The sequence below is a fragment of the Streptomyces sp. NRRL S-646 genome (assembly GCF_000720765.1).
In the GTDB taxonomy this organism is placed as follows: Bacteria; Actinomycetota; Actinomycetes; order Streptomycetales; family Streptomycetaceae; genus Streptomyces.
In genome coordinates this window covers 192,850-218,179 of record NZ_JODC01000013.1, presented here as the reverse complement: position 1 = coordinate 218,179, position 25,330 = coordinate 192,850, and the positions used below count along the sequence as shown (strand labels likewise).

24 protein-coding genes and 1 tRNA gene are annotated in these 25,330 nt (G+C 70.2%); 14 read left to right on the top strand and 11 right to left on the bottom strand.

The window, feature by feature from the left end; translation table 11 throughout:
* The first annotated feature begins 310 nt into the window (after positions 1 to 310).
* Positions 311 to 2,731, top strand: a complete 2,421-nt coding sequence (locus IH68_RS0133270) for a bifunctional SulP family inorganic anion transporter/carbonic anhydrase (protein ID WP_030942404.1) — start codon at positions 311 to 313, stop codon at positions 2,729 to 2,731.
* 33 nt (positions 2,732 to 2,764) lie between these two features.
* Here IH68_RS0133270 and IH68_RS0133265 read toward each other — a convergent pair whose 3' ends face one another.
* Complete coding sequence (locus IH68_RS0133265; RefSeq protein WP_030942402.1) at positions 2,765 to 3,376, bottom strand: hypothetical protein; 612 nt, start codon at positions 3,374 to 3,376, stop codon at positions 2,765 to 2,767.
* On the bottom strand, positions 3,373 to 3,993 hold the full coding sequence (locus IH68_RS0133260; protein WP_030942400.1) for an RNA polymerase sigma factor: 621 nt from the start codon (positions 3,991 to 3,993) through the stop codon (positions 3,373 to 3,375). The genes IH68_RS0133265 and IH68_RS0133260 overlap by 4 nt, the downstream gene beginning before the upstream one ends.
* Positions 3,994 to 4,180: 187 nt before the next feature.
* Between IH68_RS0133260 and acs the strand changes: the two genes are divergently transcribed.
* The 5 genes from acs (at position 4,181) to IH68_RS58430 (ending at position 9,649) form a co-directional block, all read left to right on the top strand.
* Complete coding sequence (gene acs / locus IH68_RS0133255; RefSeq protein ID WP_199931958.1) at positions 4,181 to 6,181, top strand: acetate--CoA ligase; 2,001 nt, start codon at positions 4,181 to 4,183, stop codon at positions 6,179 to 6,181.
* Positions 6,182 to 6,332: 151 nt separating this feature from the next.
* Positions 6,333 to 7,769, top strand: a complete 1,437-nt coding sequence (gene nhaA / locus IH68_RS0133250) for a Na+/H+ antiporter NhaA (protein ID WP_030942397.1) — start codon at positions 6,333 to 6,335, stop codon at positions 7,767 to 7,769.
* A gap of 40 nt (positions 7,770 to 7,809) precedes the next feature.
* Positions 7,810 to 8,313, top strand: a complete 504-nt coding sequence (locus tag IH68_RS0133245; protein WP_030942396.1) for a phage holin family protein — start codon at positions 7,810 to 7,812, stop codon at positions 8,311 to 8,313.
* The gene (locus IH68_RS0133240) at positions 8,310 to 9,278 is read left to right on the top strand and encodes an alpha/beta fold hydrolase (protein WP_030942394.1); all 969 of its coding nucleotides are present in this window, start codon (positions 8,310 to 8,312) and stop codon (positions 9,276 to 9,278) included. The genes IH68_RS0133245 and IH68_RS0133240 overlap by 4 nt, the downstream gene beginning before the upstream one ends.
* A 188-nt stretch (positions 9,279 to 9,466) precedes the next feature.
* Positions 9,467 to 9,649, top strand: coding sequence for a hypothetical protein (locus IH68_RS58430; protein WP_078912721.1), 183 nt, complete (start codon positions 9,467 to 9,469; stop codon positions 9,647 to 9,649).
* A 27-nt stretch (positions 9,650 to 9,676) separates the two neighbouring features.
* Here IH68_RS58430 and IH68_RS0133235 read toward each other — a convergent pair whose 3' ends face one another.
* From IH68_RS0133235 to nth, 3 genes are all read right to left on the bottom strand, one after another.
* A complete protein-coding gene (locus tag IH68_RS0133235) occupies positions 9,677 to 10,876 on the bottom strand; it encodes a MarP family serine protease (protein WP_030942392.1) in 1,200 nt (399 codons plus the stop codon).
* Between the two features lie 119 nt (positions 10,877 to 10,995).
* The gene (locus IH68_RS0133230; RefSeq protein WP_030942390.1) at positions 10,996 to 11,700 is read right to left on the bottom strand and encodes an NUDIX hydrolase; all 705 of its coding nucleotides are present in this window, start codon (positions 11,698 to 11,700) and stop codon (positions 10,996 to 10,998) included.
* A 93-nt stretch (positions 11,701 to 11,793) separates the two neighbouring features.
* Complete coding sequence (gene nth / locus IH68_RS0133225) at positions 11,794 to 12,750, bottom strand: endonuclease III (protein WP_051833855.1); 957 nt, start codon at positions 12,748 to 12,750, stop codon at positions 11,794 to 11,796.
* Positions 12,751 to 13,068: 318 nt separating this feature from the next.
* On the opposite strand from nth, the gene IH68_RS0133220 reads away from it, so the two are divergent.
* Positions 13,069 to 13,743: a Crp/Fnr family transcriptional regulator gene (locus IH68_RS0133220; RefSeq protein ID WP_030942386.1), complete on the top strand. Its 675-nt coding sequence runs from the start codon at positions 13,069 to 13,071 to the stop codon at positions 13,741 to 13,743.
* Positions 13,744 to 13,831: 88 nt separating this feature from the next.
* Positions 13,832 to 14,653 (top strand): nucleotidyltransferase domain-containing protein, encoded by an 822-nt coding sequence (locus tag IH68_RS0133215; RefSeq protein ID WP_030942385.1) that lies wholly within the window; start codon positions 13,832 to 13,834, stop codon positions 14,651 to 14,653.
* On the opposite strand, the gene IH68_RS0133210 is transcribed toward IH68_RS0133215, so the two are convergent.
* The 4 genes from IH68_RS0133210 to IH68_RS55580 form a co-directional block, all read right to left on the bottom strand.
* On the bottom strand, positions 14,650 to 15,480 hold the full coding sequence (locus IH68_RS0133210) for an MBL fold metallo-hydrolase (protein WP_030942382.1): 831 nt from the start codon (positions 15,478 to 15,480) through the stop codon (positions 14,650 to 14,652). The genes IH68_RS0133215 and IH68_RS0133210 overlap by 4 nt on opposite strands.
* A 112-nt stretch (positions 15,481 to 15,592) precedes the next feature.
* Positions 15,593 to 16,498 (bottom strand): NUDIX hydrolase, encoded by a 906-nt coding sequence (locus IH68_RS0133205; RefSeq protein ID WP_030942380.1) that lies wholly within the window; start codon positions 16,496 to 16,498, stop codon positions 15,593 to 15,595.
* A 59-nt stretch (positions 16,499 to 16,557) separates the two neighbouring features.
* Positions 16,558 to 17,022, bottom strand: coding sequence for a RidA family protein (locus IH68_RS0133200; protein WP_030942378.1), 465 nt, complete (start codon positions 17,020 to 17,022; stop codon positions 16,558 to 16,560).
* Positions 17,019 to 17,177 carry a DUF4177 domain-containing protein gene (locus IH68_RS55580; protein ID WP_003967454.1) on the bottom strand — a complete coding sequence of 53 codons (159 nt, stop codon included), beginning with the start codon at positions 17,175 to 17,177 and terminating at the stop codon, positions 17,019 to 17,021. Before IH68_RS55580 ends, IH68_RS0133200 begins: the two co-directional genes overlap by 4 nt.
* A 77-nt stretch (positions 17,178 to 17,254) precedes the next feature.
* Here IH68_RS55580 and IH68_RS0133190 point away from each other — a divergent pair, with 77 nt between their 5' ends.
* Positions 17,255 to 18,250 carry an ArsA family ATPase gene (locus IH68_RS0133190; RefSeq protein WP_234341696.1) on the top strand — a complete coding sequence of 332 codons (996 nt, stop codon included), beginning with the start codon at positions 17,255 to 17,257 and terminating at the stop codon, positions 18,248 to 18,250.
* Between the two features lie 58 nt (positions 18,251 to 18,308).
* Positions 18,309 to 19,676, top strand: a complete 1,368-nt coding sequence (locus IH68_RS0133185) for an ArsA family ATPase (protein ID WP_030942374.1) — start codon at positions 18,309 to 18,311, stop codon at positions 19,674 to 19,676.
* Positions 19,677 to 19,690: 14 nt separating this feature from the next.
* Here IH68_RS0133185 and wblA read toward each other — a convergent pair whose 3' ends face one another.
* Positions 19,691 to 20,029, bottom strand: a complete 339-nt coding sequence (wblA, locus tag IH68_RS0133180) for a transcriptional regulator WblA (protein WP_030942372.1) — start codon at positions 20,027 to 20,029, stop codon at positions 19,691 to 19,693.
* 408 nt (positions 20,030 to 20,437) lie between these two features.
* On the opposite strand from wblA, the gene IH68_RS0133175 reads away from it, so the two are divergent.
* On the top strand, positions 20,438 to 22,711 hold the full coding sequence (locus tag IH68_RS0133175; protein ID WP_030942371.1) for a transglycosylase domain-containing protein: 2,274 nt from the start codon (positions 20,438 to 20,440) through the stop codon (positions 22,709 to 22,711).
* Between the two features lie 66 nt (positions 22,712 to 22,777).
* On the opposite strand, the gene IH68_RS0133170 is transcribed toward IH68_RS0133175, so the two are convergent.
* The gene (locus tag IH68_RS0133170; protein ID WP_030942369.1) at positions 22,778 to 23,245 is read right to left on the bottom strand and encodes a GatB/YqeY domain-containing protein; all 468 of its coding nucleotides are present in this window, start codon (positions 23,243 to 23,245) and stop codon (positions 22,778 to 22,780) included.
* A gap of 119 nt (positions 23,246 to 23,364) precedes the next feature.
* On the opposite strand from IH68_RS0133170, the gene IH68_RS0133165 reads away from it, so the two are divergent.
* From IH68_RS0133165 to IH68_RS0133155, 3 genes are all read left to right on the top strand, one after another.
* A complete protein-coding gene (locus IH68_RS0133165; protein WP_030942368.1) occupies positions 23,365 to 24,291 on the top strand; it encodes a metallophosphoesterase in 927 nt (308 codons plus the stop codon).
* A gap of 54 nt (positions 24,292 to 24,345) precedes the next feature.
* Positions 24,346 to 25,131, top strand: a complete 786-nt coding sequence (locus IH68_RS0133160) for a Pr6Pr family membrane protein (RefSeq protein ID WP_030942367.1) — start codon at positions 24,346 to 24,348, stop codon at positions 25,129 to 25,131.
* Positions 25,132 to 25,173: 42 nt separating this feature from the next.
* Positions 25,174 to 25,247: transfer RNA gene (locus IH68_RS0133155), tRNA-Pro, on the top strand.
* Positions 25,248 to 25,330 lie beyond the last annotated feature (83 nt).

Sequence of the window (25,330 nt, the reverse complement as noted above, 5' to 3'; positions counted from 1 at the left end):
CAGGCCAACGCCGATGAGGGCGTTTTCTGGTGGTGTGCCGGGCCAGCCCGACAGCGCCGCCAAGGTCGCACGGGGCCGAGAAGGAATTAGTACGACAAGCCGATGAAATGACCGCTTCACTCATTGGAGTGATTGATTACCCCATTTGCCAGGAAAGTCTATGCCTGGCCTTTACTCTGAATTACGATCCATTTACCGAGCGTTGATTCATCCCGCCGCTGCACGCCGTGACCCACGGCCGCGACCGACCCCCGCCCATCGGCGGGGACGACCTGATCCGCGACCGCGCTGCCCGGAGGAGACGGGAAACATGTCAGCCTGCGCCCCCACCCGCGCCACCGACCCGAGCCGGCCCCAGCCCGACCACCAACCCCACAGCCCACCCCCGAACCCCCGCCGCCGCTTCCCTGTCGCCGGCGCCGACCTGTCGGCCGCAGTCGCGGTCTTCCTGATCGCCCTCCCGCTGTCCCTGGGCATCGCCCTCGCCACCGGCGCCCCGCTCCAGGCCGGCCTGGTGGCGGCCGGGGTCGGCGGGCTCGTCGCCGGCCGGATCGGCGGCTGTCCGCTGCAGGTCAGTGGACCCGCCGCGGGACTCACGGTCGTCACCGCCGACCTCATCCACCGCTACGGCTGGCGTAGCACCTGCGCTGTCACTGTCCTCGCCGGCCTCGCCCAACTGGGCCTCGGCTGCCTGCGCGTGGCGCGCACTGCGCTCGCCGTCAGCCCCGCCATCGTGCACGGCATGCTCGCCGGAATCGGCGTCACCATCGCCGTCGCCCAGCTGCACATCGTCCTCGGCGGCACCCCGCAGAGCTCCGTCCTCGCCAATCTCCGGGCCCTGCCCGCCCAGCTGGCGAACGTGCACCCCGTCGCCGTGACCGTCAGCCTGCTGACCCTGACCCTGCTGCTGCTCTGGCCACGCATCCCAGGCCGGGCGGGACACCTGTTGCGCAGAATCCCGGCCGCGCTCGTCGCCGTGGCCGGCGCCACCGCGGCCGCCTCGCTCTCGGGGTTCGGCGTGCCCAAGGTCGATCTGCCCTCCTGGAGCAGCCACGCCCTCGCCGGACTGCCCGAGGGCCCTGTGCTCGGCCTGACCGCGGCCGTGCTGACCACCACGCTGGTGTGCAGCGTGCAGTCCCTGCTCGGCGCGGTCGCCGTGGACAAGCTGGTGGCCGCGAGACCCGGCCTGACCGCCCGCGTCGGACGCGCCGACCTGGACCGCGAACTGCTGGGGCAGGGCGCCGCCAACATCGTCTCCGGCACGCTCGGCGGACTGCCGGTCGCCGGTGTCGCCGTGAGAAGTTCGGCGAATGTCAACGCGGGCGCGGTGAGCCGGAACTCCACGATGCTGCACGGCGTTCTCGTAGTGATCGCCGCGCTGCTGATGGTCCCGCTCCTGGAGCTCATCCCGCTCGCCTCGCTCGCCGCCCTGGTGATGGCCGTCGGCATCCAGATGGTGTCCCTGCACCACATCCGCACGGTGACCCGCCACCGAGAAGTGCTGGTGTACGCCGTCACCACACTCGGCGTGGTGGTCCTCGGCGTCCTGGAGGGCGTGACCCTCGGGATCGCCGTGGCAGTCGCCGTCGCCATGCACCGCCTCGCCCGCACCCGCATCACCCACGAAGAGAAGGAAGGAGTCCATCACGTACACGTCCGAGGGCAGTTGACGTTCCTCGCGGTGCCGCGGCTCAGCCGTGCCCTGCATCTCGTGCCCCAAGGCGCCCCCGCCGTCGTGGAGTTGGACGGGTCCTTCATGGACCACGCGGCGTACGAGTCACTGCAGGACTGGCAGAACACACACACCGCACAGGGCGGCTCCGCCGAGGTGACCGGCCGCCGGACCGGTGTCCGACCCCTCACCGAACCCACCCCGCTCAACGAGGAGCACGGCGAGTCCTCCGTCGGCTGCCGCTGCCGTCCCTGGACGCCGTGGCGCAACCACCAGTGCGAGCGCCGGCAGTCCGCGCCGGATTCCGATCACGCCGGTGCGCCCGGCGGGCCGGGTGGGCCGGGTGGGCCCCACGGCCCCGGCGATCGGAGCGGGCACCAACTGGCGCGCGGCATCAGCGCGTTCCAGCGCAATACGGCACCGCTCGTGCGCAGTGAGCTGGCCCGGCTTGCCCGGGAGGGGCAGCGGCCGTCCCAGCTCTTCCTCACCTGCGCCGACTCGCGGCTCGTCACGTCCATGATCACCTCCAGTGGTCCCGGAGACCTGTTCGTGGTGCGCAACGTGGGGAACCTGGTGCCGCTGCCCGGCGAGGAGAGCGGCGACGACTCGGTGGCGGCCGCGATCGAGTACGCGGTGGACGTGCTGCAGGTGCGGTCCATCACGGTGTGCGGGCACTCCGGGTGCGGGGCCATGCAGGCCCTGCTCGACGCCGAGCCCGGCGGCGCCCGGACGCCGCTGAAGCGGTGGCTGCGGCACGGGCTGCCGAGCCTGGAGCGCATGGCCGACGAGAGCCGGCCGTGGGCCAGACTCGCCGGCCGGGCACCCGCGGACGCGGTGGAGCAGCTCTGTCTGACCAACGTGGTCCAGCAGTTGGAGCATCTGCGGGCGCACGAGTCGGTGGCCCGGGCGCTGCACAGACAGGAGTTGGAGCTGCACGGGATGTACTTCCACGTGGGCGAGGCGCAGGCGTACCTGCTCACCGAGGCCTCGGACCCGGGGGTGTTCGACCACGTGACGGATCACGTGGTCGACACGGAAGAGCTGCGCAGCCCGGCGTGACCGTCGCAGTCCCACCCCACCATGACGCCCCGCTCAGCGGAGACCGGACGTCTCCGCAGGGTGGGGCGGGGCGGGGATCGGATTGCACGGGGCGACCTCACCGCGGATGAAGGAGAAGCCGGTGACCGGCATGAAACTCCCGTCGGGCTGGCGCTGCCCCATCTTCACAACGGCCAGGGAGTCCCCGCGCCGCAGGTCGAACACCTGGCTGAGGCCCTCACCGGCATCGGGGCGGCCCGGGACCCCCTTCCCCCGGTCCTCGGCACACTCGTAACCGTTCGGCAGCTTGTCCACGACCACGTGGATACCGTTCGCTTCCAGCCGGTCGACGAATTCGTCCGGCAGGGTGCCGCCGAGGCCGATGTCGTTCAGGGTGACCGTCACGGTCCCGTCCGCGTGCGAGACCACCGCGTAGGCCGGGCTCTCGGCCGGGGAGCCCGGCATCAGCACCAAGGCGCCCGCGACGGCGGCGCAGGCCAGGGCGACCAGCCCGAGCCTCGGCGCCGTAAGAGCCCCCCGGGCCCCAAGTCGGCGGCGCCCGGAGGACATCGGCGCCGCCTCCGTCGTACCGTCGTCCGCGCGCAGGTCGATCTCGCGGCGCAGTTCCGCCAGCAGCCGGTCCTCGAATGTCGTCCTGGTGGTCATGCCTCTCCCCCGGTTCCTCCGGTGATGTACGACAGGGATGTGGCGCGCGGCCCGTCGGCGGGCTCGTCCGCCGCCCGGCGCAGCGACTTGCGGGCCCGGTGCAGCCGTACGCGGGCCGTGACCTGCGTGATGCCCAGTGCGGCGGCGGTCTCGGGGACCGTCAGCTGGTCGACCACGATCAGCTCCAGAACGGCTCGCTCCCCCGCGGGGAGCCGTTCCAGCGCGGCGAGGGCGCGGCGGCCAGGGGACTCCGCGTCGAGCTTGTCCTCCAGACGCGTGATGTCGTCCGGCTCCAGCAGCCGCCGCCCGGAGATGCGCCGGTCGCGGGCCGTCTCGCGGGCCACTCGGCGGTGCTCCCCCGCGACGACATTGCGGGCGATGCCGTAGAGCCAGGCCGTCTCGCTGCCCCGGCCCGGGCGGTAGGTGTGGGCGGAGTCCAGGACCGCGAGGAAGATCTCGGCGGTCAGGTCGGCGACCGTGTGCGGGTCGTCGACACGCCGGGCCACGAACGATGTCATCGCATCCACATGGCGTCGGTAGAACTCCTCGAAGAGCTCTGGGTCGCGGACCGCCGCCTGCGGTCCGCCCCGTATGCCTTCCACACGTACCTCCTTCATGTCGGTGGCGCTTCATCAGTACTTGGGCCGGAGTGTGAAAGGCGTTACAGGCACTGAACTCTGCCTGGTCGGCGTCCGTGGGTACGGATGGCGTCGGCCGCCGCGAGAGACGTACGAACAGGTCCCCCACAGGTCTAAACCAATTTTCCGTCGCCCCTTGTCAGCGGGGGCTTCGGTCTGATGAGCTGTGGCCTGGGACACAACGGACACCCTGGGAAAGGGAGATGTCGTGAGCAACGAATCCTTGGCCAACCTGCTCAAGGAAGAGCGCAGGTTCGCGCCGCCCGCGGACCTGGCAGCGAACGCCAACGTCACCGCGGAGGCGTACGAACAGGCCAAGGCTGACAGGCTCGGCTTCTGGGCCGAGCAGGCCCGGCGGCTGACCTGGGCCAAGGAACCGACCGAGACGCTGGACTGGTCGAACCCGCCGTTCGCCAAGTGGTTCAAGGACGGCGAGCTCAACGTCGCGTACAACTGCGTGGACCGGCATGTCGAGGCGGGCAACGGCGACCGTGTCGCCATCCACTTCGAGGGCGAGCCCGGCGACAGCCGTGCCCTCACCTATGCCGAGCTCAAGGACGAGGTGAGCAAGGCCGCCAACGCGCTGCTGGAGCTCGGTGTCCAGGCGGGCGACCGGGTCGCCGTCTACATGCCGATGATCCCGGAGACGGCGATCGCGATGCTGGCCTGCGCCCGGATCGGTGCCGCACACTCCGTCGTCTTCGGCGGTTTCTCCGCCGACGCCCTCGCCACGCGCATCCAGGACGCCGACGCCAAGGTCGTCATCACCTCCGACGGCGGCTACCGGCGCGGCAAGCCCTCCGCGCTCAAGCCGGCCGTCGACGAGGCGATCGGCAAGGTGGACAACGTCGACCACGTGCTGGTGGTCCGCCGTACCGGCCAGGAGGTCGCCTGGACCGAGGGCCGGGACGTGTGGTGGCACGAGATCGTCGAGCGGCAGTCGGCCGAGCACACCCCGGAGCCGTTCGACGCCGAGCACCCGCTGTTCATCCTGTACACGTCCGGTACGACGGGTAAGCCGAAGGGCATCCTGCACACCTCCGGCGGCTACCTCACCCAGACCGCGTACACCCACCACGCCGTCTTCGACCTCAAGCCGGAGACCGACGTCTACTGGTGCACGGCCGACGTCGGCTGGGTCACCGGGCACTCGTACATCGTCTACGGGCCGCTGGCCAACGGCGCGACCCAGGTCATGTACGAGGGCACCCCGGACACCCCGCACCAGGGCAGGTTCTGGGAGATCGTGCAGAAGTACGGCGTGACGATCCTGTACACGGCGCCGACGGCGATCCGTACGTTCATGAAGTGGGGCGACGACATCCCCGCGAAGTTCGACCTCTCCTCCCTCCGCGTCCTCGGCTCGGTCGGTGAGCCGATCAACCCCGAGGCCTGGATCTGGTACCGCAAGCACATCGGCGCCGACCGGACGCCGATCGTGGACACCTGGTGGCAGACCGAGACCGGCGCGATGATGATCTCGCCGCTGCCGGGCGTCACGGCGACCAAGCCGGGCTCCGCGCAGACGCCGCTGCCCGGTATCTCCGCGACCGTCGTCGACGACGAGGCGAACGAGGTGCCCAACGGCGGCGGTGGCTACCTGGTCCTGACCGAGCCGTGGCCGTCCATGCTGCGCACCATCTGGGGCGACGACCAGCGCTTCCTCGACACCTACTGGTCGCGGTTCGAGGGCAAGTACTTCGCCGGTGACGGGGCGAAGAAGGACGACGACGGCGACATCTGGCTGCTGGGCCGCGTGGACGACGTCATGCTCGTCTCCGGGCACAACATCTCCACCACCGAGGTCGAGTCCGCGCTCGTCTCCCACCCGTCGGTCGCCGAGGCGGCCGTCGTCGGCGCGGCGGACGAGACGACGGGTCAGGCGATCGTCGCCTTCGTGATCCTGCGCGGCACGGCGAACGCCGAGGACGAGGGCCTCGTCGCCGATCTCCGCAACCACGTCGGCGCCACCCTCGGCCCGATCGCCAAGCCGAAGCGGATCCTGCCGGTGGCGGAGCTGCCGAAGACCCGCTCCGGCAAGATCATGCGGCGCCTGCTGCGGGACGTCGCGGAGAACCGCCAGCTCGGCGACGTGACGACGCTGACGGACTCGACGGTCATGGACCTCATCCAGGCGAAGCTCCCGGCGGCGCCCAGCGAGGACTGAGGTTTTCCCAGCTCCCAGGGGGCGCCCGGCGCGGAAACGCACCAGGCGCCCCTTTTAGGTAAACTAAGCAAAACTGTGTGACCCTCAAGGTGTGCCGGGAAGTCTGGTCGGCAAGCAGCACTCCCCTGCCCACCGACCGGAGGTCTCCCTCGTGACCGCGCCCCGCACCACCGCCCCCCGCAAGGTTCTCGGCCGTCTGTCCCTGCCCGAGCGCACCTTCGTGGCGGATGCGCTGCGCACCGAGACCGTCGGCGGCGTACTGCTGCTCATGGCCGCGATCACGGCGCTGATCTGGGCGAACATACCCGCGCTGCACGACGGCTACGAGAGCGTCAGCCACTTCCACTTCGGCCCCGAGGCCCTCGGCCTGCATCTGTCGGTCGCGCACTGGGCCGCTGACGGGCTGCTCGCGGTGTTCTTCTTCGTCGCCGGCATCGAGCTCAAGCGTGAGCTGGTCGCCGGTGATCTCCGGGACCCCCGGGCGGCGGCGCTGCCGGTCGTCGCGGCCCTGTGCGGGATGGCCGTACCGGCGCTCGTCTACACCCTCACCAACCTGAGCGGCGGCGGCTCGCTCCAGGGCTGGGCGGTTCCCACCGCCACCGACATCGCGTTCGCGCTGGCGGTGCTCGCCGTCATCGGTACGTCACTGCCGAGCGCCCTGCGGGCCTTCCTGCTCACCCTCGCGGTCGTCGACGACCTCTTCGCGATCCTGATCATCGCGGTCTTCTTCACGAACACCATCAATTTCGCCGCGCTGGGCGGCGCCGTCGTGGGCCTCGCCGTCTTCTGGCTGCTGCTGCGGAAGGGCGTGCGCGGGTGGTACGTGTACGTCCCGCTTGCGCTCGTCATCTGGGCGCTGATGTACAACAGCGGCGTCCACGCGACGATCGCGGGCGTGGCGATGGGCCTGATGCTGCGCTGCCACCGCCACGAGGGCGAGGCGCACTCCCCGGGCGAGCACATCGAGCATCTCGTACGGCCCCTGTCGGCGGGCCTCGCCGTCCCCCTCTTCGCCCTGTTCAGCGCCGGTGTCGCCATCTCGGGCGGCGCGCTCGGGGACGTGTTCACCAAGCCGGAGACACTGGGCGTGGTCCTCGGGCTCGTCGTCGGCAAGGCGCTCGGGATCTTCGGCGGTACGTGGCTGACGGCCCGTTTCACCCGGGCCTCGCTCAGCGACGACCTCGCCTGGGCCGACGTGTTCGCGGTGGCGACGCTGGCCGGTATCGGCTTCACCGTGTCGCTGCTGATCGGCGAACTCGCCTTCGACGGGGACGCCGTACTGACGGACGAGGTCAAGGCCGCCGTGCTGACGGGCTCCCTCATCGCGGCGGCCCTGGCGACGGTGCTGCTGAAGATCCGGAACTCCAAGTACCGCAGGCTGTGCGAGGCCGAGGAGCGCGACGAGGACCTCGACGGCATCCCGGACATCTACGAGGAGGACGACCCGGCGTACCACCTGCGGATGGCCGCGATCTACGAGAACAAGGCCGCCGAGCACCGCCGGACCGCCGAACTGAAGGCCGCCGAACGACGCGCGCTTGCCGAAGTGCAGGGCGGGGCAGGCGACGAGGACGACCGTCCGGCATGATCTGACTTGACGGTACAAAAAGAGAGTGAGGGAGACCGCGATGAGCGCACCCGACGGCAGCCCGGTCGGCGCCGAACGCAGCATCGGCCAGCTGTTCGCCTCCGCGACGACCGAGATGTCGGCGCTGGTGCATGACGAGATCGCGCTGGCCAAGGCGCAGCTCAAGCAGGACGTCAAGCGCGGTGCGACGAGCGGCGGCGCGTTCACCGCGGCCGGCGCGGTCCTGGTGTTCTCCCTGCCGATGCTCAACTTCGCGCTGGCGTACGGCATCCGGACCTGGAGCGACTGGAACCTCGCGATCTGCTTCCTGCTGTCCTTCGCGGCGAACGTGCTGGTCGCGGTCGCCCTCGCGCTGATCGGCACGGTCTTCGCGAAGAAGGCGAAGAAGGGCAAGGGCCCACAGAAGGTCGCGGCGTCGATGAAGGAGACCGCAGGGGTCCTGCAGAAGGCCAAGCCGCACCCGCGGCCGGAGCTTCCGGAAACCCCGGCGCTCGAGGACCGGGCCCCCGCGGCCATCGAGGCTGTGGCACGCTCGTCCTCATGACGGGCTCCTCCACCCCTGCGGGGCAATCACCTTGGGCGCAACCCACCTCGGTCGTACGACCGGACGCCCTGCCCGACGGGACCAAGGTGATCCACCGGGACGTGGCCGCCAACGGCGCCCGTTTCCACATCGCCGAGGCCGGCGACGGGCCGATGGTGCTGCTGCTGCACGGCTTCCCGCAGTTCTGGTGGACGTGGCGGCACCAGCTGACCGCTCTTTCTGAGGCGGGCTTCCGGGCCGTCGCCATGGACCTGCGCGGTGTCGGCGGCAGCGACCGCACTCCACGCGGCTACGACCCCGCGAACCTCGCCCTCGACATCACCGGTGTGATCCGCTCCCTGGGCGAGCCGGACGCCGCGCTGGTCGGCCACGACCTGGGCGGATATCTGGCGTGGACGGCGGCCGTGATGCGCCCCAAGCTGGTCCGGCGGCTCGCGGTCGCCTCGATGCCGCATCCCCGGCGCTGGCGCTCGGCGATGCTCTCGGACGTCAAGCAGACCCGCGCGGGCTCCTACATCTGGGGGTTCCAGCGCCCCTGGATCCCGGAGCGGCAGCTCACCGCGGACGACGGTGCGCTCGTCGGCGAGCTGATGCGGGAGTGGTCCGGGCCGAACCTGCCGGACGACGAGGCGGTTCAGACGTACCGCCGCGCGATGTGCATCCCGTCGACGGCGCACTGCTCGGTCGAGCCGTACCGCTGGATGGTCCGCTCCATGGCCCGCCCGGACGGCATCCAGTTCAACCGCCGTATGAAGCGCCCCCTGAGGGTCCCGACCCTCCATCTGCACGGCTCACTCGACCCGGTGATGCGCACGCGGAGCGCGGCCGGATCCGGCGAGTACGTCGAAGCGCCGTACCGCTGGCGGCTGTTCGACGGGCTGGGGCACTTTCCGCACGAGGAGGATCCGGTCGCCTTCTCAACCGAGTTGGTCAACTGGCTCAAGGATCCCGAACCGGACCGGTGAGACGCGCACTTTCCGTGCAGAACCGGTCAATTGACCGAAAGACCCCGAGCCCGATCGGTGACCGAGCCGATGCGCCCGGTATCCGGATCTGAACATGTGTCCTACGAACAGCCAATTGCCCGGCGCATAGGCCAATTGGGCGCCCAGGGGGCGGTTATCGACCTTGGGGCAGGGGCAGACGTCGGGGTATGGGCTGGACGCACGACTACAGTGACGCAGCACGCAATCGCCGCTCGGCCAGTGGCCTGAGCTCCCACCAGCGAGGCGGTGCACCGCAGATGGCGGGCACGGACCTCAGGGTGGGCATTCCGCGCATTCTGCGCCGCCGGGCCCGCTGGGTCTCGGTACGCCTGCGCCATCCCCGAGGCTGACCCGCCTCTTTTTCCCGGAACGGCGGCTCACAGCGCGCAGCTGTCGCTGTCCACCTGCTGGTTCGCGGTACGCCCCTTGGTGATGTCCTCCTGGATCTCGTCCGCGGTGAGGGCGTACCCCGTCTCGGCGTCGTCGAGGGACTTCGCGAACACCACGCCGTACACATTGCCCTTGGGCGTGAGCAGCGGGCCGCCGGAGTTGCCCTGGCGGACGGTCGTGTACAGCGAGTAGACGTCCCGGCGGACAGTGCCGCGGTGGTAGATGTCCGGGCCGTTGGCCGGGAGGCGGCCACGCACGCGTGCGGCACGGACGTCGTACGACCCGTTCTCCGGGAAGCCCGCGATGATCGCGTCGTCGCCGCTGCGGGCGTCCGTGGTCGTGAACTGCAGGGCGGGCGCCTTGAGATCGGGTACGTCGAGTACGGCGATGTCGCGGTGCCAGTCGTAGAGGACGACCGTCGCGTCGTACTTCCTGCCCTCGCCGCCTATCTGGACGGTGGGTTCGTCGACGCCTCCGACCACGTGCGCGTTGGTCATGACGCGGCGGTCGCCGAAGACGAAGCCGCTGCCTTCCAGGACCTTGCCGCAGCTCTGCGCGGTGCCCATGACCTTGACGATGGAGCGCTTCGCGCGCGTGACCACGGGACTGTTCGCGAGGGCCGGGTCGGGGGGACGGACGTCGTTGATCGGCTCGTTCGAGAACGGGCTGAAGACCTGCGGGAAGCCGTTCTGCGCGAGGACCGAGGAGAAGTCCGCGAACCAGGTGTCGGCCTGGTCGGGCAGGGCCCGGGCGACACCGAGGAGCACCTTGGAGCCGCGGACCTCCTTGCCGAGGGTCGGCAGGGTCGTGCCGGCCAGGGCCGAGCCGATCAGCCAGGCCACGAGGAGCATCGCCACGACGTTGACGAGGGCGCCGCCGGTCGCGTCCAGGGCGCGGGCCGGGGACCAGGTGATGTAGCGGCGCAGCTTGTTGCCGAGATGGGTGGTCAGGGCCTGGCCGACGGAGGCGCAGACGATGACGACGACCACCGCGACGACGGCGGCCGTCGTGCTCACCTCGGCGTTGTCGGTCAGTGCGTCCCAGATGACGGGCAGGACGTAGACGGCGACGAGGCCGCCGCCCAGGAAGCCGATCACCGACAGGATGCCGACGACGAAGCCCTGGCGGTAACCCACGATCGCGAACCACACGGCGGCGACCAGCAACAGGATGTCCAGCACGTTCACCGGTTCGAGCCTCGCCTCATCACTCTGCGGTCACCTCAGGTCGGCCGGGGGCCGGCCCGCCACGCAGCGACGACCGATCACAGTGTCCCCCGGAAAGACACAGCACGGCAGACACCCTGTCATGACCGCCAGTCGAGCGGGACCTGCTTCTCCCGGTCCCAGGGCCGCTCCCAGCCCGCGTAGTGGAACAGACGGTCGATGATTCCGGCCGTGAAGCCCCAGACCAGGGCCGATTCGACCAGAAATGCCGGACCTCGGTGGCCGCTGGGGTGGACGGTGGTGGCCCGGTTGTCCGGATCCGTGAGATCCGCCACGGGGACGGTGAACACCCGGGCCGTCTCGTTCGGATCGACGACCCCGACCGGGCTCGGCTCACGCCACCAGCCCAGCACGGGGGTCACCACGAAGCCGCTGACCGGGATGTAAAGCCGGGGCAGCACGCCGAAGAGCTGCACGCCGGAGGGGTCGAGCCCGGTCTCCTCCTCGGCCTCGCGGAGAGCGGCCCGCAGCGGCCCGTCGGCCTTCGGGTCGCCGTCCTCGGGGTCGAGGGCGCCGCCGGGGAAGGACGGCTGCCCGGCGTGCGACCTGAGCGAACTCGCCCGCTCCATCAGCAGCAGCTCGGGGCCGCGCTCGCCCTCGCCGAACAGGATCAGTACGGCGGACTGCCGCCCCGCCCCGTTCTCCGGTGGCAGGAAGCGGCTCAGCTGCAGCGGCTGCACCGTCTCCACGGCCCGGACCACCGGGTCCAGCCACTCGGGCAGCCCCTCCTTGCTGAGCACCACCGGACCACCCTGCGTATTGCTCGCATTACTCGCGCGCGTCATCGCCACCCCCGTCCTGCCGAGTCCAACGCCCCGAAGGCCCGAGATCGTTCCTGAGCCCGCCCCGTCCGGTCCGGGACTCTGCCGTGCCGCCCGTCATCCGGCCCCCAGCGGCGGCGCCGGCTTGCCGCCCGCGTCCAGGTACGACTGCGGGGGCTTGAGGCGCTGACCGGGGAAGCCGCCCTTCTCGTACTTGAGCAGCTTCTTCGCCTTCTCCGGATCCGTCTCGCCCTCGCCGTACGCCGGGCAGAGCGGAGCGATGGGGCAGGCGCCGCAGGCGGGCTTGCGGGCGTGGCAGATGCGGCGGCCGTGGAAGATCACGTGGTGCGAGAGCATCGTCCAGTCGCTCTTGGGGAAGAGCCCGCCGACGGCGGCCTCGATCTTGTCCGGGTCGGTCTCCTCCGTCCACTGCCAGCGCCGCACCAGTCGCTGGAAGTGCGTGTCCACGGTGATGCCGGGCCGTCCGAAGGCGTTCCCGAGCACGACGAAGGCGGTCTTGCGGCCCACACCGGGCAGCTTGACCAGGTCTTCGAGGCGGCCGGGGACCTCTCCGCCGAACTGCTCCACCAACGCCTTCGACAGCCCCATGACGGACTTGGTCTTGGCCCGGAAGAACCCGGTCGGACGGAGGATCTCCTCGACCTCCTCGGGGTTCGCGGCGGCCAGGTCCTCCGGGGTCGGGTACTTGGCGAACAGACCGGGGGTCGTCTGGTTGACCCTGAGGTCGGTGGTCTGGGCGGACAGGACGGTGGCTACCACGAGCTGGAAGGGGTTCCCGAAGTCCAGCTCCGGGTGGGCGTACGGATACACCTCGGCGAGCTCGCGGTCGATACGGCGGGCACGGCGGACCAGGGCGGTGCGCGACTCGTTCTTCGGCGGCTTGGCGACGGCCTTCGCGGGAGGGGCGCCCTCGACCGCGGCGGACGCCTTCTTGGGCGCGACGGCGGCTTTCTTGACGGCCTCAGTCTTTTTCACAGCGGCCTTTTTCACCGCGGTCTTCTTCGCGGCAGCCTTCTTCGCGGCTGTCTTCTTCACCGGAGCGCTTTTCGTCACTTTTGCCGGTTTCTTTCCTCCGCCGGAGTTCTGTTCGCCCACAGCGGAATCACGACGTACAACCACCCGCCCAGCCCCCTTGGCCTGTGCTCTCACCGGCGATTTGGACACCCGGCCAGCCTAAAGCCCGGCACTGACATCCGCCCCGGCCCCGGGAGATCGGCCCCCAATTGGACCCCTGCCGCTTACCTCGGGACAGGTGTGCGGCATCCTTGTGACAGATCACACTGTTTGGACCGTCCGGCAAAACGGGGAACACGGTCCCCTGGTACCAAGGGGGAGCAAGATCCCCTGAGCAGGTCGACAAGGAGAGAACTCGTGGACGACGTTCTGCGGCGGAACCCGCTCTTCGCGGCGCTCGACGACGAGCAGGCCGCGGAGCTCCGCGCCTCCATGAGCGAGGTGACCCTCGCGCGCGGCGACGCGCTCTTCCACGAGGGCGACCCCGGTGACCGGCTTTACGTCGTCACCGAGGGCAAGGTGAAGCTCCACCGCACCTCCCCCGACGGCCGCGAGAACATGCTCGCCGTCGTCGGCCCCAGCGAGCTGATCGGCGAGCTGTCGCTCTTCGACCCGGGCCCGCGCACCGCCACGGCCACCGCCCTGACCGAGGTCAAGATGCTCGGTCTCGGCCACGGCGATCTGCAGCCCTGGCTGAGCGCCCGCCCCGAGGTGGCCGGCGCCCTGCTGCGCGCCGTCGCCCGTCGGCTGCGCAAGACGAACGACGCGATGTCCGACCTGGTCTTCTCCGACGTTCCCGGCCGCGTCGCCCGGGCGCTGCTGGACCTCTCGCGCCGCTTCGGCGTGCAGTCCGAGGAGGGCATCCACGTCGTCCACGACCTGACGCAGGAGGAGCTGGCCCAGCTGGTCGGCGCCTCGCGCGAGACGGTCAACAAGGCGCTGGCCGACTTCGCACAGCGTGGGTGGCTCCGCCTGGAGGCGCGGGCGGTCATCCTGCTGGACGTGGAGCGGCTCGCAAAGCGCTCGCGGTGACCGTCCCTGGGGGCTGCCGCCCCCAGACCCCCGCTTCGGCCTGAACGGCCTCGTCCGCAAACGCCGGACGGGCTGGTGTAGTGACCCCATGGCCGAAAACGCGACCTCCAGAGGCCTCGACGCCCAGGGCTGCATCGAGCGCGAAGGATCCCTCGCGCGCGTGCCGCACGCCTTCCGGCCCGTCGTGGCCGCCGCGCGCGACCGGCTGCTCGAAGCATTCGGGGCGCGGCTGGACAGCGCGTACCTCTACGGGTCCGTTCCGCGCGGGACCGCGCGCGTGGGGCGCAGTGATCTGGATCTGCTGATCGCGCTGCGGGAGGAACCCACGGACCCGGACCGGGAGGCCACCCGGGCACTCGGTGAGGCCGTCGACAAGGAGTTCCCGCAGATCGACGGGGTCGGCACGCTGCTGTACAGCCGGGCCCGGCTGCTGAGCGAGCCGGAGACGTACGACCTGGGCTGGTTTCTCGCCTGCCTGTGCACGCCGCTGCTCGGTGAGGACCTCGCCGAGTACCTGCCGCGCTACCGCCCCGACTCCCTGCTCGCCCGCGAGACCAACGGGGACCTGGCCCTGCTGCTGCCCCGCTGGCGGCAGCGGATCGCGGCCGCCGAGGACACCGACGAGGCCCGGCGGCCGCTTGTGCGGTTCATGTCGCGTCACCTCGTCCGCACCGGATTCACGCTTGTGATGCCCCGCTGGAACGGCTGGACCAGCGACCTCACGGAGATGGCCGAGGCCTTCGGCACGTACTACCCGGAGCGGGCCGAGCAGCTGCGCGCGGCGGCCGTCCTCGGGTACGAGCCCCATGGCGATCCCGCCGTACTGCACTCGTACGTCGACGACCTCGGGCCCTGGCTCGCCGAGGAGTACGCGCGCGTGCACGGCATCAAGGCGCCGCGCCCGGACTAGATGAGCCCGTGCTCCTCCAGGTAGTCCATCTGTGCCCGCACCGACAGCTCCGCCGCCGGCCACAGGGACCGGTCCACGTCCGCGTACACGTGCGCGACGACCTCGGACGGCGTGCGGTAGCCGTCCTCGACCGCCGTCTCGACCTGGGCGAGGCGGTGGGCGCGGTGGGCCAGGTAGAACTCGACGGCTCCCTGGGCGTCCTCCAGGACGGGGCCATGGCCCGGCAGCACCGTGTGGACGCCGTCGTCGACCGTCAGCGACCGCAGCCGCCGTAGCGAGTCCAGATAGTCGCCCAGGCGGCCATCGGGGTGCGCAACGACCGTCGTGCCGCGGCCCAGGACGGTGTCGCCCGTCAGGACCGCCTGATCGGCCGGGAGATGGAAGCAGAGGGAGTCCGAGGTGTGACCCGGGGTCGGCACGACCCTCAGCTCCAGACCGCCGACCGTGACGACGTCCCCGGCGGCTAGCCCCTCGTCGCCCAGCCGCAGCGCCGGGTCCAGGGCCCGCACCTTCGTGCCGGTCAGCCCGGCGAAGCGGGCGGCGCCCTCCGCGTGGTCCGGGTGGCCGTGGGTCAGCAGGGTGAGCGCGATGCGCTTGCCGGCCTTCTCGGCCGTGTCCACGACGGTGCGCAGGTGGCCTTCGTCCAGGGGGCCGGGGTCGACGACGACGGCCAGGTCGGAGTCGGGCTCGGAGACGATCCAGGTGTTCGTGCCGTCGAGGGTCATCGCCGAGGCGTTGGGCGCCAGGACGTTGACGGCCCGGACGGTGGCGGGGCCGGTGAGAACCCCGCCCCGCGGCTGGCCGGGAAGGGCTGCTGCGTCGGTCATGCGGTGTTCTCTTCCGTCGGCGTCGTCGGGCGGTCGAGTCGTCGGTCGGAGGCCGGCACACGAGAGATCGCGCCCCCGCCGCGCGACCGGCCCGGAAGGGCTGCTGCGTCCGTCATGCGGAGGCTCCACCGGTAGGAAGGTCGGTCGGACTGTCGGTCGGACGATCGGTCGGGATGTGCTTGGTGAACTCGTCGTGGCCGGGCCAGTACAGCTCGATCTCGCCTTCCTTCAGCCGGGCCTGCGCGAGGACGGGCGTGAGGTCTCGGCCAGGGGCCGCGGCGAGCGCGTCGGCGGCCGTGGCACAGGAGACCAGCTGGCGCAGGGTCGCAATGGTGGGCGGCATCATCGTCAGCTCGCCCTTGTCGTACGAGGCTGCCGCGTCCCCGGGGCGGATCCACACCGTGCGGTCGGCCTCCGTGGAGGCGTTGCGGGTGCGCTGGCCGTGCGGGAGGGCGGCCACGAAGAACCAGGTGTCGTAGCGCCGGGATTCGAACTCCGGGGTGATCCAGCGGGTCCAGGCGCCGAGGAGATCCGAGCGCAGGACCAGGCCGCGGCGGTCCAGGAACTCCGCGAAGGAGTACTCACGGGCGGCCACGGCCGCACGGTCGGCCTCCCAGTCCTCGCCCGTGGTGTCACCGACCACGGAGTCCGCGGACGGTCCGGCGAGCAGGACGCCCGCCTCCTCGTACGTCTCGCGCACGGCCGCGCAGACGATCGCCTGGGCCGCACTCTCGTCGACGCCGAACCGCTCCGCCCACCACGCGCGCGTGGGGCCCGCCCAGCGGACGTGGTGCTCGTCGTCGCGGGGGTCGACGCCGCCGCCCGGATATGCGTACGCGCCTCCGGCGAAGGCCATGGAGGCGCGTCTGCGCAGCATGTGCACGGCGGGGCCGCGGTCGGTGTCCTTCAGGAGCATGACGGTGGCCGCGCGCTTCGGAACGACCGGGGTGAGCGTGCCGTCCGCGAGCCCGCGGATGCGTTCCGGCCAGTCCTCGGGAAACCACTGCCCATTCGCCATGGGCGGAGGCTATCCCGTGGTGCGCGAATGTTCGAGAGGTCCCCGAGGTCAGAGCGCCGCTACGGGACGAGCTCGACCTGGATCTCGACCTCGACCGGTGCGTCGAGCGGCAGCACCGCCACGCCGACGGCACTGCGCGCGTGCACGCCCTTGTCGCCGAGCACCTCGCCGAGCAGTTCGCTGGCACCGTTCACCACGCCGGGCTGACCGGTGAAGTCCGAGGCCGAGGCGACGAAGCCCACGACCTTCACCACGCGCGCGATGCGGTCCAGGTCGCCGGTGACGGACTTCACGGCGGCCAGGGCGTTCAGCGCGCAGGTGCGGGCGAGCTCCTTGGCCTCCTCGGGCGTGACCTCCGCGCCGACCTTGCCGGTGACGGGCAGCTTGCCCTCCACCATCGGGAGCTGTCCGGCCGTGTACACGTAGGAGCCGGACTGCACGGCCGGCTGGTACGCGGCCAGCGGCGGCACGACCTCGGGCAGGGTCAGGCCGAGCTCGGCCAGCTTCGCCTCAACGGCGCTCATGCCTTCTCCCGCTTCAGGTAGGCCACCAGCTGCTCGGGGTTGTTCGGCCCGGGCACGACCTGGACGAGCTCCCAGCCGTCCTCGCCCCAGGTGTCCAGAATCTGCTTCGTTGCGTGGACGAGCAGTGGCACAGTCGCGTATTCCCACTTGGTCATGTGGCCGACTTTAGCCGCTGCCCGCCCACCGCCTGCCGTCGCGTTGTCCACAGGCTGTCGCGTGGTTGGCGCACGGACTGGTTAGGCTCGAAGGCGTGAGCAGGCTCCAGGTCGTCAGCGGCAAGGGCGGGACCGGAAAGACGACGGTCGCCGCCGCCCTCGCGCTGGCCCTCGCGACCGAGGGGAAGCGGACGCTTCTCGTCGAGGTCGAGGGGCGCCAGGGCATCGCGCAGCTCTTCGAGACGGAAGCGCTGCCCTACGAGGAGCGGAAGATCGCCGTCGCTCCAGGGGGCGGGGAGGTGTACGCCCTCGCCATCGACCCCGAACTGGCCCTTCTGGACTATCTCCAGATGTTCTACAAGCTGGGGGGCGCAGGCAGAGCCCTGAAGAAGCTCGGCGCGATCGACTTCGCCACCACCATCGCGCCGGGTCTCAGGGACGTGCTCCTGACCGGCAAGGCGTGCGAAGCGGTTCGGCGCAAGGACAAGGCCGGGCGGTTCGCGTACGACTACGTCGTCATGGACGCGCCGCCCACCGGCCGCATCACCCGCTTCCTGAACGTGAACGACGAGGTGGCGGGCCTCGCCAAGATCGGCCCGATACACAATCAGGCGCAGGCCGTGATGCGGGTGCTGAAGTCGCCGGAAACGGCCGTGCACCTGGTGACGCTGCTGGAGGAGATGCCCGTCCAGGAGACCGCGGACGGGATCGCCGAACTGCGCGCCGCGAAGCTGCCGGTGGGCCGGATCATCGTGAACATGGTGCGGCCCGAGGTGTTGGACGCGGAGGATCTGGAACTCGTACGCAGCGTGCCGCGTTCTTCTGTTGCCAGGTCGCTGTCGTCGGCGGGACTCGGCGGTGCGCGCCGCGGTGGGAACGCGGAGAAGCTGGTGGACCCGCTGCTGCAGCAGGCCGACGAGTACGCCGAGCGGTACGCGCTGGAGCACGAACAGCGGGCGGTGCTGGCCGAGCAGGGCCTGCCGCTGCACGAACTGCCGCTGCTCGCCGAGGGCATGGACCTGGCGGGGCTGTACGAACTGGCCACCGAGCTGCGGGAGCAGGGCCTGTCATGAGCCGGGGCACGCGGAGCACGAGCCGTCAGCAGCACAAGCAGCAGAAGCAGGGGATGTCATGAGTCCGGAGCCGGCCCACACACAGGACACCGCCCGCCACCACCTGGCCCCCGCGCGTGTGCTCGACGTCGACCCGCTGCTCGACGACCCCGAGACGCGGATCGTGGTGTGCTGCGGCTCGGGCGGGGTGGGAAAGACCACGACCGCGGCCGCCCTCGGCCTCAGGGCCGCCGAGCGCGGGCGCAAGGTGGTCGTGCTGACCATCGACCCGGCGCGCCGGCTCGCCCAGTCCATGGGCATCGACTCGCTCGACAACACCCCGCGCCGGGTGAAGGGCGTCGACGGGGACGGCGAGCTGCACGCCATGATGCTCGACATGAAGCGCACCTTCGACGAGATCGTCGAGGCGCACGCGGACGGCGAGCGGGCCGCCGCGATCCTGAACAACCCCTTCTACCAGTCGCTCTCTGCGGGCTTCGCGGGCACGCAGGAGTACATGGCGATGGAGAAGCTCGGGCAGCTGCGCGCCAGGGACGAGTGGGACCTGATCGTCGTCGACACCCCGCCGTCCCGCTCGGCGCTCGACTTCCTGGACGCGCCCAAGCGGCTCGGCTCGTTCCTGGACGGCCGGCTGATCCGGCTGCTCACCGCCCCGGCCAAGCTCGGCGGGCGGGCGGGCATGAAGTTCCTGAACGTCGGGATGTCGATGATGACCGGCACCCTCGGCAAGCTGCTGGGCGGTCAACTCCTCAAGGACGTCCAGACGTTCGTGGCCGCGATGGACACGACCTTCGGCGGGTTCCGCACGCGCGCGGATGCGACGTACCGGCTGCTGCAGGCGCCCGGGACGGCGTTCCTCGTGGTGGCGGCGCCGGAGCGGGACGCGCTGCGGGAGGCCGCGTACTTCGTGGAGCGGCTGGCCGCCGAGGACATGCCGCTGGCCGGTCTGGTGCTCAACCGGGTCCACGGCAGCGGCGCCGCCCGGCTGTCGGCCGAGCGGGCGCTCGCCGCCGCGGAAAATCTTGTGGAGCCTCGCATTGTCGATCAGGACGGCGGGAAAGCTGGACTTCGTAACTCTCCCGACACGTACGGCAGTTCAGACTCCCCCGCTTCCGAATCCCCTGCTGACGGGTCCGCAGAGCCTCCCGCGTCCGAGAACCACTCCCCCGGTCCGGATCAGGAGGACGAGGGCGCCCAGGGCGTCGAGCGGCTCACCGCAGGCCTGCTGAGGTTGCACGCCGAACGTATGCAGCTGCTCTCCCGCGAGCAGCGCACGCGTGACCGCTTCACCGCGCTCCACCCCGAGGTGGCGGTGGCCGAAGTGGCCGCGCTGCCCGGCGATGTGCACGACCTCGCAGGGCTCAGGGACATCGGGGACCGGCTCGCGGCCAACCGGCCGGAGCTGCCCGAGGCTGCCGTCGACTGAGCCGAGGGGTGCCCTCAGCTCACCGCCGCGTAGTTCTCGTACATCTCGTCGTCGTCGAGCGGCAGGATCCCCACGCCGCGTTCGTACTCCAGACGAGCCGTCTCAAGAAGCCGGCGCCAGGAGGTGACGGTGGGTCGCCTGCGCAGCAGTGCGCGACGCTCCCGCTCCGTCATGCCTCCCCACACGCCGAACTCGACGCGGTTGTCGAGCGCATCGGCCAGGCATTCCGTGCGTACCGGACATCCGGTGCACACTGCCTTGGCCCTGTTCTGCGCTGCTCCCTGAACGAACAGTTCATCCGGATCGGTAGTGCGACAGGCGGCCTGCGCACTCCAGTCGGTTACCCAGCCCATACCGGCGCCGTCCTCTCCCGAATCGAGGCTCCCCCACGGCGGCAGCGGCATATTCACCGCCGCCAGTTGAGGACGTTACGGAAGGTGGGCACAGCGCAACACCCCCTTCGGGCCCAATCTTGAATGGCCCGAACGGACTATGCGTAAGCGGCAGATCACCCGGGGGAGTGAGCTGGTGACATACGTGACCTTCCCGGCAAAACGGGACGGTTCAGTTGAGTCACAACGGACGCCAAGTGACACACAAGGCGGATTCGGACACGTCCCCATCAAAAAAGTTGGGGAACCTCCGGAACGATTCGGGGTCGCCGGACGTATTGATACGTGGCCCTACTGCTGTGACAGTTGAGAGCAGCTTAGGCCAAGGCATATACGTGTGTCCGGCGAATGAGAACGTAGGCTGCCCTCATGCCAAAGAAGCGCTCGGGCGGTGGCCTGTCCCCCACGCAGCAGGCCGCCAAGTTCCTCGGTGTCAGTGTGCTCGCGGGGGCCGTCCTGGCCGGTATCGCGCTGCCTGCCGTCGGCGCGCTGGGACTTGCCGCCAAGGGTTCGGTGGAGAGTTTCGACGAGCTGCCCGCCAACCTCAAGACGCCACCCCTGAGCCAGCGCACCACGATCCTCGACGCCGACGGCGGCCAGATCGCCACGGTCTACTCGCGCGACCGTACGGTGGTCCCCCTCAAGGACATGTCCCCGTACATGCAGAAGGCGATCGTCGCGATCGAGGACTCGCGCTACTACCAGCACGGCGCGGTCGACCTGAAGGGCATCCTGCGCGCGCTCAACAAGAACGTGCAGAGCAGCGGGGTCGCCCAGGGCGCCTCCACGCTCACGCAGCAGCTCGTGAAGAACGTCGCCATCGAGGAGGCCGGCGACGACCCGACGAAGGTCGCGCAGGCCACACAGCAGACACTCGGCCGCAAGATAAGGGAGCTGAAGTACGCGATCCAGCTCGAGGAAGAGCTCGGCAAGAAGAAGATCCTCGAGAACTACCTGAACATCACGTTCTTCGGCGAGCAGGCCTACGGCGTCGAGGCCGCCTCCCAGCGCTACTTCTCCAAGCACGCCAAGGACCTGAACGTCCAGGAGTCGGCGCTCCTCGCGGGCATCGTCCAGTCACCCAGCCGGTACGACCCGGTCAACGACTCCACGGAGGCCACCAGGCGCCGCAACGTCGTCCTGCAGCGCATGGCCGACATGGGCGACATCTCGCAGGCGGAGGCCGACAAGGCCAAGAAGACGCCGCTGGGCCTCAACCCCAGCCAGCCGAAGAACGGCTGCATCACCGCGGTCAAGGGCGCCGGCTTCTTCTGCGATTACGTGCGCGAGGTGTTTCTCACCAACCCGATGTTCGGCAAGACCAAGGAGGCCCGGGCGAAGGTCTGGAACCAGGGCGGTCTGACGATCCGTACGACGCTCGACCCGCAGTCCCAGTCCTCGGTCCAGGCGTCCATCAAGGAGCACGTCTACAAGACCGACGACGTGGCCACCGCCGCGACGATCGTCGAGCCCGGCACCGGCAAGATCCTCGCGATGGGCCAGTCCCGTCCCTACGGCTTCGGCAAGCACGAGACGCAGATCGACCTGTCGGTGAACTCGGACATGGGCGGCGGTGCGGGCTACCAGCCCGGTTCGACGTTCAAGCCGATCGTGGCCGCGGCCGCCATAGAGGGCGGCACACCGGCGACGCAGACGTACTCCTCGCCGTACGAGATGGACTACCCGGCCCCGGTCCCGGCCTGCGACGGCAAGACCTGGAACGAGAAGGGCGTCAAGCTCACCAACGAGAACATCGAGGAGCACGGCCCGTACTCGATGAAGGAGGCGACCGCCAAGTCGGTCAACACCTACTACGTGCAGCTGATCAGCGACATCGGCATCTGCCCGGTGACGACGATGGCGCAGAAGATGGGCGTCCAGCGGGCCGATGGCAAGAAGATCCAGCAGGCCCCGTCCATCGCCCTCGGCACGCAGGAGATGTCCCCGCTGACGATGGCGAACGCGTACGCCACCTTCGCCTCGCGCGGCATGTACTGCACGCCGGTCGCCATCGAGTCCATCACGCAGACCGTCGGCAGCCAGAAGAAGTCCCTCCAGGTGCCGAAGTCGACCTGCACGCGCGCGATGTCGCAGAAGACCGCCGACACCGTGACCACACTCCTCAAGGGCGTGGTCGAGGACGGTACGGGCCAGGAGGCGGGCCTCGACAACCGCCCGAGCGCCGGCAAGACCGGTACGACGGACAACCGGTACGCGGCCTGGTTCGTGGGCTACACCCCGAACATGGCGGGCGCGGTCTGGGTCGGCGACCCGGCCCACAAGCGCCAGATGAAGGACATCACCATCGGCGGCGTCTGGAACGAGAAGGTGTACGGCGGCAAGGTCCCCGGCCCGATCTGGCGCGACATGATGACCGGCGCCCTGGACGGCAGGGCGGTGGAGGACTTCAACCTCGTCAACATCCCCGACGCCAACAAGGGCAAGGGGAAGGGCCATGACGACGGGAACAACGGTGACAACGGCGGCACCACCGACGGCGGCCTCATCGGCGGCCTGACCGGCGGCGCCACGGACGGGGGCACGAACGGGGGCACCACCTTCCCGACGCCCACCTTCTCCATCCCGGACAACCTGTTCCAGGGCACGAGCAACGGGAACGGGAACGGGGGGCGGCACGGCTGACGCGCAGGCCCGGGCCGGGGCGGCCCGGGCCTGACAGGCGTTTCCCGTCGGCGCGCCCCGCGCCGTTCAGCCCGCGAGCAGCTTCTTCACCGCAGCGGCGACCCTGCCGCCCTCAGCCAGGCCCGCGACCTTCGGGTTCACGATCTTCATGACGGCGCCCATGGCACGCGGGCCCTCGGCGCCGGCGGCCTTGGCCTCCTCGACGGCCGCGGCGACGATCCCGTCCAGCTCCTCGTCGCTGAGCTGCTTGGGCAGGTACTCGGCGAGCACCTCGCCCTCCGCCTTCTCCCGCTCGGCGCTCTCGGCCCGGCCACCCTGCGCGAAGGCATCGGCCGCCTCCCGGCGCTTCTTCGCCTCCTTGGTGATCACCTTCAGCACCTCGTCGTCGGAGAGCTCGCGCTTCTCCTTGCCCGCGACCTCCTCCTTGGTGATCGCGGTGAGCGTCAGCCGGAGCGTCGAGGAGCGGAGCTCGTTGCGCTCCTTGATCGCGGCGTTGAGGTCTTCCTGCAGCTTCGACTTGAGCGTGGTGGTCATGGATTTGATTGTCGCAGGTGTGGAACGTCCGACGCCCGCTCATTTAAAGGGCGGTGAGACCCGGGCCGCCAAGGGGCAGCGCGACTCGAGGGGTCTTCCGGGTCTGACACGATGGATGTATGCGCGCTCGATACGGAGTACCTCTGGGGATCGCGGCGGCCGGTGCCGCCGGTGTTGTGTACGCGGCGGGATTCGAGGCCCGCTCCTTCCGGCTGCGACGGGTGACGGTTCCCGTCCTGCCAGCCGGCATGCGTCCCCTTCGTGTCCTCCAGGTCTCCGACATCCACATGGTCGGCGGCCAGCGCAAGAAGCAGCGCTGGCTGCGCTCCCTGGCCGGCCTGCGCCCCGACCTCGTGATCAACACGGGCGACAACCTGTCCGACCCGGAGGGCGTTCCCGAGGTCCTGGACGCCCTCGGCCCCCTGATGGACTTCCCTGGGGCGTACGTCTTCGGCTCCAACGACTACTACGGCCCGAGGCCCCGCAACCCCGCCCGCTACCTGCTGGAGAAGGTCCAGGGCCGCCACGGCCTGAACGGCAACCCTCCGGTCGTCGGCGCGATCCACAACCCGTGGGAGGACCTGCGGGACGGCTTCGACGCGGCGGGCTGGCTGAATCTCACGAACACCCGCGACACCCTGAAGATCGAGGGCGTCACCCTGGAGCTGACGGGCCTGGACGACCCGCACATCAAGCGCGACCGCTACCCGCAGGTGTCCGGCGGCCCGTCGGCCACGGCGGACTTCTCGATGGGCGTCGTACACGCCCCCTACCTGCGGGTACTGGACTCCTTCACGGCGGACGACTACCCCCTGATCCTGGCCGGCCACACCCACGGCGGTCAGCTCTGCATCCCCTTCTACGGGGCCCTGGTCACCAACTGCGATCTGGACCCGGCGCGGGTGAAGGGCCTGTCCAGGCACACGGCGGAAGGCCGTACGTCATACCTGCACGTCTCGGCGGGCTGCGGCACCAACCGCTACACACCGGTACGGTTCGCGTGCCCGCCGGAGGCGACGCTGCTGACGCTGGTGGCCAGGGCGTAACCCGGTCGCCTCACCCACATCGCCCGACATGCCCCCTTTGCCTAGCTTGGGGGCATGACCGCTCCCATACCCAGGGACATACCGGACCTCCCGGCACTGCCCGGTGGGACCGTACTGGCGCCCTCCTACGTCCCCGCCTCCGCGGTGCTGGCCCCCGTGCACCGCCCCCTCGCCGCCGTATACCGCCTGCTGGTGGCCCTGGCGGCAGCGGCAGGCGTGGCGATCGACCTGTTCCTAGGCAGCCCGGTCCACGTCCTGAGCTACTTCGCGATCCAGAGCAACATCCTGCTGGCCCTGGTCTTCGTGCTCGCAGCGCGCCGCGCCTGGACGGCCCGCCGCCCGCTCCCCTCCGCCCTGACCGGTGCGACGCTGCTGTACATCACCATCACCGGCCTGGTGTACCACCTGCTCCTGAGGGGCGCCTCGCCCCCGTTCTCCATGACGGGCGGCACCACACCACCGGCCGGCTGGCAGTGGATCAGCAACCAGATCCTGCATACGGCGGTCCCCATCGCCGCACTGCTGGACTGGCTCCTCCTGACGGCCCGCGGCCACCTCCACCTCCGCCAGGCGCCGACGTGGCTGCTCTACCCGCTGGCATACCTGGCGTTCTCCCTCGTCCGGGGCGAACTGATCCTCCCCGGCACACCGGGCCGCTACCTCTACCCGTTCCTGGACGCCGGCCTGCACAGCTACAAGAGCGTCCTCGGCAACGCCCTCCTCCTGGGCCTCGCCTTCTACGGCCTCGCCGTCCTCATGGTCGCCCTCGACCACATCCGCCCGAACCCCGTCCGCCGCCGCGCGAAAACCGGATTTCGTCTCCAGCCACCAGTGGGCTAAAGTAAACGACGTCGCCGCGACAAGCAGGACATGCGACGACATCGGGGTGTAGCGCAGCTTGGCAGCGCGCTTCGTTCGGGACGAAGAGGTCGTGGGTTCAAATCCCGCCACCCCGACAGCCAAATAGCAGTTCAGAGGGCCCTTACCGAGTCGGTAAGGGCCCTCTGGCGTTGCTGCGTGTCTATCTGCGTGACTATCG

Excerpts from the sequence above, each read along its gene's own strand:
- IH68_RS0133170 (WP_030942369.1), bottom strand. The coding sequence starts at position 23,245 with ATGACCACCACGCTCAAGTCGAAGCTGCAGGAAGACCTCAACGCCGCG.
- IH68_RS0133205 (WP_030942380.1), bottom strand. The coding sequence starts at position 16,498 with ATGGCGAATGGGCAGTGGTTTCCCGAGGACTGGCCGGAACGCATCCGC.
- IH68_RS0133245 (WP_030942396.1), top strand. The coding sequence starts at position 7,810 with ATGAGCGCACCCGACGGCAGCCCGGTCGGCGCCGAACGCAGCATCGGC.
- IH68_RS0133185 (WP_030942374.1), top strand. The coding sequence starts at position 18,309 with ATGAGTCCGGAGCCGGCCCACACACAGGACACCGCCCGCCACCACCTG.
- IH68_RS0133175 (WP_030942371.1), top strand. The coding sequence starts at position 20,438 with ATGCCAAAGAAGCGCTCGGGCGGTGGCCTGTCCCCCACGCAGCAGGCC.
- IH68_RS0133215 (WP_030942385.1), top strand. The coding sequence starts at position 13,832 with ATGGCCGAAAACGCGACCTCCAGAGGCCTCGACGCCCAGGGCTGCATC.
- IH68_RS0133200 (WP_030942378.1), bottom strand. The coding sequence starts at position 17,022 with ATGAGCGCCGTTGAGGCGAAGCTGGCCGAGCTCGGCCTGACCCTGCCC.
- IH68_RS55580 (WP_003967454.1), bottom strand. The coding sequence starts at position 17,177 with ATGACCAAGTGGGAATACGCGACTGTGCCACTGCTCGTCCACGCAACG.
- IH68_RS0133260 (WP_030942400.1), bottom strand. The coding sequence starts at position 3,993 with ATGAAGGAGGTACGTGTGGAAGGCATACGGGGCGGACCGCAGGCGGCG.
- IH68_RS0133270 (WP_030942404.1), top strand. The coding sequence starts at position 311 with ATGTCAGCCTGCGCCCCCACCCGCGCCACCGACCCGAGCCGGCCCCAG.
- IH68_RS0133165 (WP_030942368.1), top strand. The coding sequence starts at position 23,365 with ATGCGCGCTCGATACGGAGTACCTCTGGGGATCGCGGCGGCCGGTGCC.
- wblA (WP_030942372.1), bottom strand. The coding sequence starts at position 20,029 with ATGGGCTGGGTAACCGACTGGAGTGCGCAGGCCGCCTGTCGCACTACC.
- IH68_RS0133265 (WP_030942402.1), bottom strand. The coding sequence starts at position 3,376 with ATGACCACCAGGACGACATTCGAGGACCGGCTGCTGGCGGAACTGCGC.
- IH68_RS0133230 (WP_030942390.1), bottom strand. The coding sequence starts at position 11,700 with ATGACGCGCGCGAGTAATGCGAGCAATACGCAGGGTGGTCCGGTGGTG.
- IH68_RS0133160 (WP_030942367.1), top strand. The coding sequence starts at position 24,346 with ATGACCGCTCCCATACCCAGGGACATACCGGACCTCCCGGCACTGCCC.
- IH68_RS0133240 (WP_030942394.1), top strand. The coding sequence starts at position 8,310 with ATGACGGGCTCCTCCACCCCTGCGGGGCAATCACCTTGGGCGCAACCC.
- IH68_RS0133210 (WP_030942382.1), bottom strand. The coding sequence starts at position 15,480 with ATGACCGACGCAGCAGCCCTTCCCGGCCAGCCGCGGGGCGGGGTTCTC.
- IH68_RS58430 (WP_078912721.1), top strand. The coding sequence starts at position 9,467 with ATGGGCTGGACGCACGACTACAGTGACGCAGCACGCAATCGCCGCTCG.